The organism is Micromonospora sp. CPCC 206060 (assembly GCF_036906895.1).
Lineage (GTDB): Bacteria > Actinomycetota > Actinomycetes > Mycobacteriales > Micromonosporaceae > Micromonospora.
The window spans coordinates 1-13,029 of sequence record NZ_JBAKHU010000111.1 but is presented as its reverse complement, the minus strand read 5'-3'; the positions used below and the strand labels follow the sequence as shown (position 1 = coordinate 13,029).

Here is a 13,029-nt window from a genome sequence, read left to right as displayed (position 1 = left end):
GTTGACCGTGTACGTCTGGTTGATGTTGTCGGCCGAGCCGCCGGTCCGGTTGTGCAGCGCGTAGGTGCTGCCGTCCGGGGCGACCAGGGTGACCACCAGGTCACCGATGTAGGTGTGCACGATGTCCACCGCGACCGTGCTGGCGGAGCCCGCGTTGCCGGTGCAGCCGGAGATGGTGATCGAGCTCTCCACCGTGGCGTTGTCGGCGATGGTCACGTCGGTGCCGTTGGTCTGCGAGCAACCGGCCGGACCGTTGACGGTCAGCGTGTACGTGGCGGTACGGGTCACCGCCGAGCCGGCGCCGTTCACCGTGACCGGGTACGTCCCGGCCGGGGTGCTGGCCGAGGTGCTGATCGTCATGGTGGACGAGCCGCCCGAGGTCACCGAGGACGGGCTGAAGCTGGCGGTCGCGCCGCTCGGCAGGCCGGTGGCGGAGAGCGTCACGGTCTGCGCGCTGCCGTTGGTGACGGCGGTGGCGACGGTCGCGGTGATTGAGCCGCCGGGGTTGACCGAACCGGAGGTCGGCGAGACGGAGACCGAGAAGTCGTTCCCGACCGGGCAGGCCGTGTCGCTGCCGGCCACGTTGACCGCGGTCCAGGCGGCCTGCACGGCCTTGTACTGGGTGCTGCAGGTGCCGTACAGGTCGGTCGCGGCCCGCAGGGTGTAGGCCCGCGCGGTGTTGGCCGGGTTGGTGGTGTTGACGTACGACGTGTTGGAGGTGAAGTACACGTCCAGCGCCCGGAACCAGATCTTCTCGGCTGCGGCCCGGCCGATGCCGGTGACCGCCGGGGCGGAGCCGCAGATCGGCGAGGTGCCGAACGGCGTGCTGCCGGTGCCCTCGGCGAGGTTGAAGTAGAAGTGGTTCGCCACGCCGGAGGAGTAGTGCACGTCGACGCTCCTGGTGCTGGTGGACCAGCAGGAGTGCGACGAGCCGTCCAGCGACGGGTTGTACATGTAGCGCAGCGGGGTGCCGTCGCCGTTGATGTCGATCGTCTCGCCGACCTGGTAGTCGCCCGGGTCGGCGGCGCTGCCGGCGTAGAACTCCACCATGTTGCCGAAGATGTCGCTGGTGGCCTCGTTGAGGCCGCCGGACTCACCGGAGTAGATCAGGCCGCCGGGGACCACGTTCTCGGTGACGCCGTGGCTCATCTCGTGCGCGGCCACGTCCAGCGAGACCAGCGGGTTGGCGTTGCCCGAGCCATCGCCGTACGTCATCCGGGAGCCGTCCCAGAACGCGTTGACGTAGTTGTTGCCGTAGTGCACCCGGCTGGGCACGCCGCGGCCGTCGCCGAAGATGCCGTTACGGCCGTGCACGTTCTTGAAGTAGTCGAAGGTCTTGGCGGCACCGAAGTGCGCGTCGGCGGCGGCGGACTGGCGGTTTGAGGTGGTCCCGTTACCCCAAACGTTGTCCGCGTCGGTGAAGGTCGTGCAGGTGGAGGTGCCGTTGTTCATGTCGCAGGTCGAGCCGTTGCCCCGTACCGGGTCGACCATCGAGTAGGTGCTGCCGGAGAGGGTGGTGTCGACCGTGACGGTCCCGGCGTAGACGCTGTTGCCCGTCCCGGCGACCATCTCGATCTCGTCGTACGAGCCGATCAGGCTGCCGGTGGTGGCGTCGGTGATGACGTGGAACCGGGACGGGGTCTGCCCGTCGGTGTGCCACCCGGTCACCACCGTCTCCCAGGCGAGCCGGCCGGTGCCGGTGCTGGCGTCGACGAAGAGTTCCGGGGTGCCGACGGCGGTCAGCGTTCCCTTGAACTGGGCCTTCGCCGCGGCGGCGGCCTTCGTCGAGTTGACCCGGGGGCTGGTGCCGACCGTGAGGGGGGCGTTCAGGCCCACCGAGGAGCCGGCGAAACTGCCGTCCGGGGCGGTGTGCACCACGAAGTCACCGCCGTAGACTCGCAGCCCGTGGTAGGCGCGGGTGTAGCGGATGTGTGCCGCCCCGTTCGGGTCGACCTTGGCGCTGTAGACGGCGTACGTTTCGCCTGCGGCGGTACGCACCGCCGCACCGTTGGCGCGGAGCGCCGCCTCGGCCCGGGCGACCGCGGTCGCGGTCGCGTCCGGGGCGGGGGCGTTCGGTGCCGCGTGCGCCGTTGTGGCGACGCCGGTCAGCAGGCCGCTGGTGAGCAGCGCGGCGCTGACGGCGGCGAGGGATCTCTTCACTGGCCCTCCTGGGGGAATGACGTGACGATAGTCACCCATGTAGATATAGCTATGGATCTAACTAAAGAGAAGAGGCCGTTCAACCGATGCAACCCGACCGCCCCCCGTGTTTTGGTGATCGGTTCACCCGCCGGGAACCGGCCGCCACCCCGTCCCGTCCCACCGGCATGACCAGCCCATACACCGCCGCCCGGGGGATGCGCGCCGCCCGGGCCGGCGCGGTGACGCTGCTGCTGCTCGCCATGTCCGCCTGCTCCGGCACCCGGGACCGGGCCGACTGGCACGACGGCCAGTCGACCGGTACGGGCCTCCCCGCCGCCTCGACCGGACCGACCGGCGACGCGCGGCCGGGTACCACCCCCTCCGCCCGCCCGACCGACCCGGTCCCCTCGACGTCGCCGACGCCGGGCCGGCCCGCCTCCGCGGCGACCAACGTCCGGGTGGTGCTCACCCGCGCCGGCGGGATCGCCGGCAAGGGGGAGACCATCACCGTGGAGCCCAAGGGGACCTGGACGGTGACCGACCGGGCCGGCGGGCGCCGCACCGGCCGGCTGAGCACCACCGAACGCAACCGGCTGTCCGAACTGACCAACGATCCGCGACTGGCCACCGAGGCGGCCCAGGCACCGGGCGGGACCAACTGCCGGGACGTCTTCACCTACACGCTGAGCGCCGGCGCCTACCGGGTGACCTTCACCGACTGCCCGACCGACACCGGCCGTCCGGCCGCCGCCCTGGCCATCGTCGACCTGCTCACCACCGCCACCGGCTGAAAAATCCCGGCCGACCGGCAACTGTCACCAGCCGGCCGCCGCCCGGATCAGGGTGCGGCGCACCAGGGCCACCTCATTCCGCGCGGCAACCGGCGGCCGGGCGGCGAGGAAGAGCGTGTTGAGGGGCGGCACCTGGGTTCGCACAGCAGGCGCAGCGCCCCGGTGACGAGCGGCCCCCGGCACAGGTACGTCGGAAGCACGCTCACCCCGGCTCCGGCCACCACCGCGGCGAGTACCGCCGAGGTCGACCCGGAGGGGTACGACGTGATCCTCTTCGCCGGCGGACACGGCACCATGTGGGACTTTCCGCACAACGAGCACCTGGCCCGGCTGGCCCGGACCAGCTACGAGAAGGGCGGGGTGGTGGTCGCCGTCTGCCACGGCCCGGCGGCCCTGGTGAACCTGAAGCTCTCCGACGGCTCGTACCTGGTCGCCGGGAAGCGGGTGGCGGGCTTCACCAACGACGAGGAGGCCACGGTGGGCCTGGCGGATTCGGTGCCCTTCCTGCTCGCCGACCGGCTGACGGCAGCCGGCGCCGAACACGTGCCGGGGCCGAACTTCGCGAGCAGGTGATCACCGACGGCCGACTCGTCACCGGGCAGAACCCGGCCTCGGCCCGGGGCGCCGCCGAGGCGGTCGTCAGGCTGCTCGGCTGACCGACGGAAGCCGACTCCAGCCGGGGGGCGGATCAGGGGACCCGGCACGGCGTACCCGGAGAAACCACCGGCCCGGTGCGGTCGCTGTCGCGACCGGACCGGGCCGACCCGCACAAACGCGGTCGTCCGAGCGACGCGGAGCCCCCGGCCGGGATCGAACCGGCGACATCCCGCTTACAAGGCGGGTGCTCTGGCCAGCTGAGCTACAGGGGCGTTGTTCGTGGTCAGCATAGCGACTGACGTCCGAAAATCCTGCTAACCGGTGACCCCTACCATCGGAAACATCTCGCGGCCCAGCAGGCACGGACGCCCTGGTGACCAGGGGACGACGCAGCGCACACATGAAGATGGTGATTGATGCCTGCCCGTGCCCAGCTGTCCGCAATGTCCATGGCGTACGTCCCACCCGTTGCGCGACGCCTTGGCAGTACGCCGAAAGCCGTTTACGGTGCAGTGACGCGAATGACACTTCGGCGCCACGACAGGTACCCGCAGCGGCATCCGCAGGGCCGGCACACGCGGTGCCGGTCGCTCCTTCACTCGGATCGTCCGGCACGTTCCTGCCGGTGAAAGGAAGCGCTTCACCATGGCTACGGTCACCTACTCCAAGGCCACCCGGATTTACCAGGGTGGCGAGCGTCCCGCGGTCGACCACCTCGACCTGGAGATCGGCGACGGCGAGTTCCTCGTCCTGGTCGGCCCCTCCGGTTGCGGTAAGTCCACCAGCCTCCGGATGCTCGCCGGCCTGGAGGACGTCGACGAGGGCTCGATCCACATCGACAGCCGCGACGTCACCCATCTGCCGCCGAAGGCCCGCGACATCGCGATGGTCTTCCAGAACTACGCCCTCTACCCGCACATGACGGTGTACGAGAACATGGCGTTCGCGCTCAAGCTCCGTAAGACCTCCAAGGCCGAGATCGACCGGCGGGTCAAGGAGGCGGCCGGGCTGCTCCAGTTGGAGGAGTACCTCAACCGCAAGCCGAAGGCGCTCTCCGGCGGTCAGCGTCAGCGGGTCGCGATGGGCCGGGCGATCGTCCGGGAGCCGCAGGTCTTCCTCATGGACGAGCCGCTGTCGAACCTCGACGCCAAGCTGCGGGTGCAGACCCGTACCCAGATCGCGTCGCTCCAGGCCAAGCTCGGCATCACCACCGTGTACGTGACGCACGACCAGGTCGAGGCCATGACCATGGGCCACCGGGTGGCCGTCATGCTCGACGGTGTGCTCCAGCAGGTGGACACCCCCCGGGCGCTCTACGACACCCCGGCCAACGTCTTCGTCGCCGGCTTCATGGGCTCCCCCGCCATGAACATCAAGACCGTCCAGTTGGGCGAGCAGGGCGCCTCCTTCGCCGAGATGCACCTCCCGCTCACCCGGGAGCAGGTCGCCGCAGCCCAGGCCGACGGCGGCAACGGCAAGGTCACCGTCGGCTTCCGTCCGGAGGACACCGACCTGGTCAGCCCGAGCGAGGGCGGCATGCCGCTCGTCGTCGAGCTGGTCGAGGACCTCGGCTCGGACGCCAACATTTACGGCCACGCGGCAATGAGCGGCGCCTCCGAGCGGTTCGTCGTCCGCACCGACCGGCGCAGCATGCCGAACATGGGCGACACGGTCTTCGTGAAGCCGCGCGTCGGCCGGATCCACGCGTTCCACGCCGGCACCGGCGTCCGGATCTGACCGACCGCTGACACCCGAAAGGGGCGGCCCGCATCGGCGGACCGCCCCTTTCCCTGTACCGCCACCGGTATCACCAAGGGGGCCCCTCCGCTGCCGGAAGCATCAAACGGGGCCCTTTGCCCACACTCCGGCGCATGCCGCGCCGGAGCGCCCCGGACCGTTCGGCCCTACTACTCAGCGAAGCGGTAGAACACGAAGTTGCTGCGGGACGGGCAGACGATCGCCCGTGGGTTCCACGAGCAGGACGTCGCCCGTACCTCCCGGAGCTGCCCCAGCTCCACCAGCCGGGCCGAGCCCACGGGCAGCCCGGCGACGCTCTGGTCCGCCTCGTAGGAGGCCGGTTCGTCCGCGAAGACCAGCAGGTTGCCGCCGTCCAGCCGGACCGCGACCCCGTCCCGCTCCCGCAACCGGGCACCGTCCGCACCGAACAGGGTGGACCTCGGCTCCGGAGCGGGCTTGCGGGTCAGCACATGCTCACCGACCGGTACCAGCACGGTGGCCCCGGGCGCGTCCCACCGGCGCGTCTCCTGCCCCACACCGGTCACGACGACCTGGGTGCTCGCCGCCTCGAAGTCGGTCACCTCCAGCAGGCACACCCGCTTCCCACCGCAGGCCACGAGCCTCTTCGGGCGGGTCCGGTCGTTCTCGGCCGTGTAGAGGCTGACCGGCTCCCCCAGGCTACCCAGGTCGTACGCGACGAGCCGGTAGCCGCCCTCGTCGGTGGCCACGTACAGGGTGTCGTCGTGGGCCACCAGGAGATCGTCGTCGTCGGCCACGTTCGGCCGGCTCTTCACCACATCGCCGGAGACCGGATCGATCACCCGTACCGACCGGTCCGCACCGACCTGCACGAGCCGGCGGTCGTCGCCCCGCAGCGGGGTCAACGGACCACCGGCGAGGTCCGCCGGGCCCCCCAGCTCGTCCGGGCCGGTCACCGGGTGGACGGCGGTCTTCGCGCCGTAGTCGTTACGGGGGTTGGGCAGGGTCCACAGCTCCCGGCCGTCCCGCAACCGGAGTCCGACCAGCCGCTCACCAACCCGGTCGTCCAGCACCGCGACCTCGTCGAAGAAGAGAAGCCCGTCGTCGCCCCCGATCTGCCGGGTCCACCGCTGCGCGCCGTCCCCGGCATCCAGCACCACCAGCTCGCCCTGGTCGTTGGAGAACAGGTCCGGGACGGCGGCCAGGGCACCGGGCAGCGCCACGATCCGCGCCCACCGCTCGGCGGCGGTACTCGTCTGCCGGTGCCACCGCTCGTCGCCGGGGTCGTCCGCCCGGACCGCCCTGATGTCCAGCCGGTTGTCCTCCGGCCGCTGATAGGCGACGTAGGCACGGTCGTCGAGCAGGGCGGTGAACATGCTGGACGGACTGTCCCCGGCGATCGTTACCCGACCGGTCTCGCCCACCGAGGTGAAGTCGAGGTCGGCGTAGCGGTCCCGGGTCAGGTAGAGCACGGCTGCCGTCACCACGCCCGCCAGGGCGACCAGGGCCCCTGCGACGACCCAGACCATCCGGCCCCGCCACCGGCCGCCTGGTGGCGCTGCGCCGACCAGGTACGGCACCCCCGGGGTCGGCGCTCCGTGGGCCGGCGTTCCCTGGCCCGGCACTCCCTGGGCCGGCACTGGCCGCGTCACGGGCCGCGCCGACACCGGCAGCGCGGCCAACGCCCCCTCGGCGACCGGCAGCTCCGGCTGCTCCAGCACGGTCGGGGCGATCCCCAGCTCGGCGTGCAGCAGCCGGGCCACCAGCGGCACCCGGGACGACCCACCGACGAGGAAGAGACCGGCCAATCCGTCCCGGGTCGCGCCGGAGGCGGCGATCACCGAACCGGTCTCGGCGACCGCACGACGCACCAGCGGGGCGGCCACCTGCTCCAGCTCGTCCCGGGTCAGATGGGCCGCATGGTCCACCCCCGGCACCGCGACCGGCGCGACAGCCGAGCGGGAGAGCATCTCCTTCGCATCGCGTACGCCCTCCCAGAACTGACGCCGGTCCCGCAGCTGCGCCGCGCTCTCCGGCTCGCTCAGCCGCTGCCACGCATCGGGTTCGGTCGTACCGAGCACCGCGCCGAGCTGATCGACCAGGGCCGCGTCGAGATCGAGACCGCCCAGGTCGGCGATCCCGCCCGAGCAGGCCACCTCGAAGCGGGGCCGGCCGTCGGTGTCCGCACCGTGGTTCCGGACCACCGCGACGTCGAGCGTGCCGCCACCGAGGTCGAAGACCGCCAACGCCGACCCGACCGGCACCGGCCGGTGCAGCACGTCGGTGAAGTACCGGGCGGCGGCCACCGGCTCGGGTACCAGCCGGGTACCGGCCGGGTCGCCGGGAGCCGCGGGAGGCGGCCAGCCGGCCCCGGCCAACGCATCGACGAGCACCTGCCGGCGCCGGGTACCCCAGCTCGCCGGATACGTCAACACCGCAGGGGGCAGGAAGCCCACCGCCTCGACAGCCGCGTGCGCCACGGCCCGCAGGATCGCGGCGAACAGCGCGGCCGGCGCGTACTCACGGTCACCGAGCAGCACCGTGTCGGCGTCCACCTGCCGCTTCGGATGGGGCTCGAACCCGGCCGGGTCGACCTGGGCCAGCCGCTGGGCGTCCCGCCCGACGTGCAGACGGCCACCGGCATCGGCGTACACCCCGGACGGCATGATCGGCCGCCCGTCGACCAGCAACGGCCGGGTCCGGCCGTCCGCCGACCGCAGCACCGCCACCGTGTTCGACGTACCGAGGTCGACGCCGATCGCGTGACCGGCGTACTGGCCTGTCATCTGCCTGGTCCTCCGGCCGGGTGAGGGGATGCCCGGCCCCGCATGTTAACCGGCCCGTGCCGGCCGGTGACCGGATCGGTCAGGAGGCCGGCACGGGCCGGACACCCAGTAAGAGCGTCCGGCAATAGGACTGGCGGGCTGCGGCGTGCCCTGGCACGTCGGCTGGCGGCGTTGTCGTCGTCGACCATGCAACACCGGCATGGCCTCCTCCGCCGCCTTGCCACCCTCGGCCAGACCCCGCCTCGCCGCCACCGCCCTATTACCGGTCGCTCCAGTCAGGGATACGCCGGTCAGGAGGCCGCGCGGCGCCGGGCCACCTCGGCCAGGGTGACCGCAGCGGCCACGCTGGCGTTGAGCGACTCCACGTCGGAGACCATCGGGATGCTGACCGTCAGGTCGCAGGTGGCACCGACCAGCCGGGACAGGCCGCGCCCCTCCGAGCCGACCACCACGACCAGCGGGCCGACCGCGGCCTCCAGGTCGTAGAGGTCGGTTTCGCCGTCGGCGTCCAGCCCGACCACCATAAAGCCGGCCTCCTGGCAGTACTTCAGCGACCGGGTCAGGTTGGTCACCTGGCTGACCGGTACCCGGGCCGCCGCACCGGCACTGGTCCGCCAGGCGGTCGCGGTGATCCCGGCGGCCCGCCGCTCCGGTACGAAGACACCCTGCGCACCGAACGCCGCCGCCGACCGGATCACCGCGCCGAGGTTACGCGGATCGGTGACCCCGTCCAGCGCGACGAGCAGCGGGGCGGTCTGCTCCAGTGCCGCCGCGACGAGATCCTCGAACGGCTCGTACGCGAACGGCGGCACCTGGAGACCGACGCCCTGGTGCAGCACCCCGCCGGTCATCCGGTCCAGCTCGGCCCGGGTGACCTCCAGGATCGCGATGCCCCGGTCACCGGCGGTCCGGACCAGCTCGTTGACCCGGTCGTCGATTTCGATGCCCTGTGCGACGTAGAGCGCGGTGGCCGGCACCTGCGACCGCAGCGCCTCGACCACCGGGTTCCGGCCGACCAGCAGCTCCGGCGCGTCCTTGGACGGGTTGGACTTGCGGCCCGGCGCGACCCGAGGCCCGGACCGGCCCGGGGTGCGGCCGGCACCGCCCCGGCCACCGGCACCACGACCGGCGCCCTTACCGGCGGCCGGTACGCCCCGACCACCGCCCTTGCCCCAGGTGGTGTCCTTGGCGCCGGGGGTACCGATCTTGGGGGCCCGCCCCTCGGCCTCGGCCGCCCGGCGCTCCTTGTCCTGCTTCCAGGCGGTGCGCTGGGGCAGCTTCTCGGTGCCCGAGTAGCCCTTGTGCCAGGGGCGCTCATCCGCCGGGAGGGTGCGGCCCTTACCGGCCAGGCTGGCCCGGTTCTTGCCGCCGGAGCCCTTGGGGGCGCCCGCCTTCGGGGTCAGTCGCCGGCCACGGCGCTGCGAGTTGCCGGCCATCAGTGTTGCTCTCCGATCGTCCAACGGGGGCCCTGCGGGGTGTCCTCGACCACCACACCGGCCTGCTTGAGCTGGTCACGTACGGCGTCGGCGGCGGCCCAGTCCTTGCGGCCACGCGCCTGCGCGCGCTGTTCGAGGGCGAGCGCGACCAGTGAGTCGACCACGCCGCGCAGCTCACCATCCTGCCCGGTACCATTCCACGCCCCGTCGAGCGGGTCCACCCCGAGCAGGGCGAGCATCGACCGTACCTGGGTCAACGCCCCGCGCACGGCGGTGTCGTCGGTACCGGCCAGCGCGGTGTTGCCGTCCCGGATCGCCTCGTGCAGCACGGCCAGGGCGGCGGAGGTGTTCAGGTCGTCGTCCATCGCGGCGGAGAATGCGGCCGGCAGCTCCCCGAGGGTACCCGCACCGACCCGCTCGGCGGCCCGCTGCACGAAGCCCTCGATCCGGCGGTAGGTGATCGCCGCCTCGCGCAGCGAATCCTCGGAGTAGTCGATGACCGACCGGTAGTGCGCGGCGACGTAGTAGTAGCGCAGCTCCACCGGCCGCACCCCGAGGGTGGCCACGTAGTCGAGGTCCAGGGCGTTCCCGGCCGACTTGCCCATCTTGGCGCCGGCGATGCTGAGCAGTCCGTGGTGCACCCAGTACCGGGCGAACGGGAGACCGGCCGCCTGGGACTGGGCGATCTCGTTCTCGTGGTGCGGGAAGATCAGGTCCAGCCCGCCGCCGTGAATGTCGAACTCGGCGCCGAGGTAGCGCCAGCACATCGCCGAGCACTCGATGTGCCAGCCGGGGCGGCCCCGGCCCCACGGCGACGGCCAGTACGCGTCGGCCGGCTCGTCGGGCTTGACGCCCTTCCACAGCGCGAAGTCCCGCGGGTCCCGCTTGCCCCGGTCCGGGGCGTCCCCGGCCGGCTGCATGGCCTCCGGCCGCTGCCCGGAGAGCGACCCGTAGGCCGGATACGAGGCCACGTCGAAGTAGACGTCCCCGGAGCCGTCGGAGGCAGGGTAGGCGTGCCCCTCGGCGATCAGCCTGGCGATCAGCTCGTGCATCTCCGGGATGTGCCCGGTCGCCCTCGGCTCGTACGTCGGGGGCAGCACGTTCAGTGCGCGGTAGGCGGCGGCCAGCTTCTGCTCGTTCGCGTACGCGATCGACCAGAACGGCCGGCCCTGCTCCATCGCCTTGACCAGGATCTTGTCGTCGATGTCGGTGAGGTTGCGGATGAACCGCACCTCGTAGCCCGAGTGCAGCAGCCAGCGGCGCAGCACGTCGTAGTTGACGCCGGAACGAAGATGGCCGATATGTGGCGGAGCCTGGAGGGTGAGCCCACACAGGTAGACCCCCACCTTGCCGGCTTCCTGCGGGACGAAGTCCCGCACCGTACGGGTGGCGGTGTCATAAAGGCGAAGGCTCACCCGTACCAGGGTAGCCGTCAGCGGGTCACGGTGGCGGCCGGCCGTACGCTCCGGGATGTGGAGACAGGTGTGGAGACGGGTGGCGGCACGGCGCCCCGGGCAGCCGCGCAACCAGGGCCCAGAATGGGCCCGGAACCGACGACCCGGGCGGGTGAGACGGCGCAGACCCTGGACCGGGGCCTACGGCTGCTGCACCTGGTCGCCGACGCGCCGGGCGGGCTGACCGTCACCGAGGCGGCCCAACGGCTCGGGGTGGCCCGCGCGGCCGTGTACCGCCTGGTCGGGCCGCTCACCGAGCACGGCCTGGTCCGCCGGGACGGCGGCGGGCGGCTGCGCCTCGGCGCCGGGGTGCTCAACCTCGCCCGGCGGGCCCAGCCGCTGCTCGCCGAGGGGGCGCTGCCTGCACTGCGCCGGCTCGCCGAGCAGACCGGCGCGACCGCGCACCTCACCGTCGTCGAGGGCGGCGAGGGGGTCGCCCTGGCGGTGGTCGAGCCGAGCTGGACGGCGTTCCACGTGGCGTACCGGACCGGGTCCCGGCACCCGCTGGAACGCGGTGCGGCGGGGCGGGCCGTCCTCGCCGGCCGGGCCGGGTCCGCCGGGCCGGTGAGCACCGTCGGCGAGTTGCAGCCCGGGGCGTACGGGGTGGCTGCGCCGGTGCTCGGCGTACCGGGGCTGGAGGCGAGTGTCGGGGTGGTGGCGCTGGCCCCGTTGGACGCCGGAACGGTCGGGACGCAGGTGGTGACCGCCGCCGAGGCGATCGGCCGGGCCCTGTCCTGAGCCGTCCCGGCGGTCGGGCACCCGCCCGCACCCGCCCCTCCTCGCGCCCGCCCGCACCCACCCGCACCCCGCGCCCGCCCGCACCCACCCGCACCCGCTCGCGGTTTTCAGAAGGTCGGGGCATCGTCCGACCCCGGACACCCCGGTTCCACGGGGACCGAGTGGATCAACGCTTATACCAGTCGAATTGCCCGGCGGCACGGCTGTCCACAGGGGCCCCGGCCCGCTTGCCGCCCGGTCGTCCACAGGTCTTTGCCGGCGTCCGTCCCGCCGATGACGCTGACCGGCATGCCTCCATCCCCGTACCGGCCGGCAGCGCTGGCCTGGCAGGTCCTCCGTGGCTCGGACGCGGTCCGGCGTGGCCTGCTCACCGAGCACCAGCTCCGCAGTTCGGCCTGGCTCCGGGTACGCCAGGACGTCTACGCCGACACCCGGCTCGACCGGGACCACGGGTTGGCCTGCCGGGCCGCCGTGCTCCGGCTGCCGCCTGGGGCGACGTTCGCCGGCCCCTCGGCCGCGTACCTGCACGGTGTCGAGCATGCCGCAGCCTTCACCGACGATGTCCACGTCCTGGTACCCGACTCCGTACGACTCGGCGTACAGCAGGGCCTGCGGGTACACGAGACCAGGTTGGCGTTTCCGCCGGTCCACGGTGATCCGACGCGGACCACGCCTGCCTGGGCGGCCTGGGAGACCGCTGTCTGGCTGGACCCGGTGCGGGCGGTCGGCATCATCGACACCCTGCTCGGCCGAGGGCTGACCACCCGGGACGCACTGGCCGAGGCGGCGGTCCGCAACACCGGCCGACCGGGTAGCCGGCGGGCCGGGCGCCTCTTCGACCTCGCTGATCCCGGCGCGCAGTCGCCACCGGAGTCACACCTACGGGTACGCCTGGTCCTGGCCGGTCACCCAGCACCCGGTACCCCTGCCGTCCGGGCTGATCCTGCACCCGGACCTGGCCTGGCCGGAGTTCCGGGTCGCCGTCGAGTACGACGGGCACTGGCACTCCGACCCGGACCAGTTGCACCAGGATCGGCAGCGGCTGAACCAGCTCGTCGGCGGGGGTTGGGTCGTGCTGCACGTGACCAGCCGGCGGCTGCACCACGATTTCCGCGCGGTGCTCGGTGAGGTACGGACCGCGTTGATCTCCCGGGGCTGGCGGCCCTGACGCGGAACCCGCCACCGGGTCACCGGCCCCGACCGGAGCTGATCGACTCGATTCGCAGGGAGTCGGGGTGTCGGCCGGCCCGGGACACCCCGACTTCCCGGGAATCGGGGTAGAACAACAGCGGGGGCCCCGGGCGTTGCGTGCCTGCTCCCAGCGGCTCCGCAGCTCGGCCGTTCTCCGCCGCCCTGCCGGCAGAGCGCC

Annotated in this window: 9 protein-coding genes and 1 tRNA gene; 5 read left to right on the top strand and 5 right to left on the bottom strand. The window is 72.5% G+C overall.

The genetic code is table 11. The annotated features are described in order from the left end of the window. On the bottom strand, positions 1-2,160 hold a 2,160-nt coding region (locus tag V6U90_RS31050; RefSeq protein ID WP_334444341.1), incomplete at its 3' end, for a M4 family metallopeptidase. A gap of 167 nt (positions 2,161-2,327) precedes the next feature. Between V6U90_RS31050 and V6U90_RS31045 the strand changes: the two genes are divergently transcribed. Both V6U90_RS31045 and V6U90_RS31040 read left to right on the top strand, forming a co-directional pair. Then, the gene (locus V6U90_RS31045) at positions 2,328-2,933 is read left to right on the top strand and encodes a hypothetical protein (RefSeq protein WP_334444339.1); all 606 of its coding nucleotides are present in this window, start codon (positions 2,328-2,330) and stop codon (positions 2,931-2,933) included. A 162-nt stretch (positions 2,934-3,095) separates the two neighbouring features. Next, on the top strand, positions 3,096-3,506 hold the full coding sequence (locus tag V6U90_RS31040) for a type 1 glutamine amidotransferase domain-containing protein (RefSeq protein ID WP_334444337.1): 411 nt from the start codon (positions 3,096-3,098) through the stop codon (positions 3,504-3,506). 222 nt (positions 3,507-3,728) lie between these two features. Here V6U90_RS31040 and V6U90_RS31035 read toward each other — a convergent pair. After that, positions 3,729-3,802 (bottom strand) — tRNA-Thr (locus tag V6U90_RS31035). Between the two features lie 373 nt (positions 3,803-4,175). Here V6U90_RS31035 and V6U90_RS31030 point away from each other — a divergent pair. Continuing rightward, complete coding sequence (locus V6U90_RS31030) at positions 4,176-5,267, top strand: ABC transporter ATP-binding protein (protein WP_334444335.1); 1,092 nt, start codon at positions 4,176-4,178, stop codon at positions 5,265-5,267. Between the two features lie 170 nt (positions 5,268-5,437). On the opposite strand, the gene V6U90_RS31025 is transcribed toward V6U90_RS31030, so the two are convergent. From V6U90_RS31025 to cysS, 3 genes are all read right to left on the bottom strand, one after another. Next, on the bottom strand, positions 5,438-8,032 hold the full coding sequence (locus V6U90_RS31025) for an Hsp70 family protein (protein WP_334444333.1): 2,595 nt from the start codon (positions 8,030-8,032) through the stop codon (positions 5,438-5,440). A 290-nt stretch (positions 8,033-8,322) separates the two neighbouring features. Further along, on the bottom strand, positions 8,323-9,468 hold the full coding sequence (gene rlmB, locus V6U90_RS31020; protein WP_334444331.1) for a 23S rRNA (guanosine(2251)-2'-O)-methyltransferase RlmB: 1,146 nt from the start codon (positions 9,466-9,468) through the stop codon (positions 8,323-8,325). Next, the gene (cysS, locus tag V6U90_RS31015) at positions 9,468-10,883 is read right to left on the bottom strand and encodes a cysteine--tRNA ligase (RefSeq protein WP_334444329.1); all 1,416 of its coding nucleotides are present in this window, start codon (positions 10,881-10,883) and stop codon (positions 9,468-9,470) included. The genes rlmB and cysS overlap by 1 nt, the downstream gene beginning before the upstream one ends. Positions 10,884-11,006: 123 nt before the next feature. Here cysS and V6U90_RS31010 point away from each other — a divergent pair, with 123 nt between their 5' ends. Both V6U90_RS31010 and V6U90_RS31005 read left to right on the top strand, forming a co-directional pair. After that, complete coding sequence (locus V6U90_RS31010; RefSeq protein WP_334444327.1) at positions 11,007-11,660, top strand: IclR family transcriptional regulator; 654 nt, start codon at positions 11,007-11,009, stop codon at positions 11,658-11,660. Between the two features lie 1,021 nt (positions 11,661-12,681). Continuing rightward, a complete protein-coding gene (locus V6U90_RS31005) occupies positions 12,682-12,828 on the top strand; it encodes a hypothetical protein (protein WP_334444325.1) in 147 nt (48 codons plus the stop codon). The last annotated feature ends 201 nt before the right edge of the window (positions 12,829-13,029 follow it).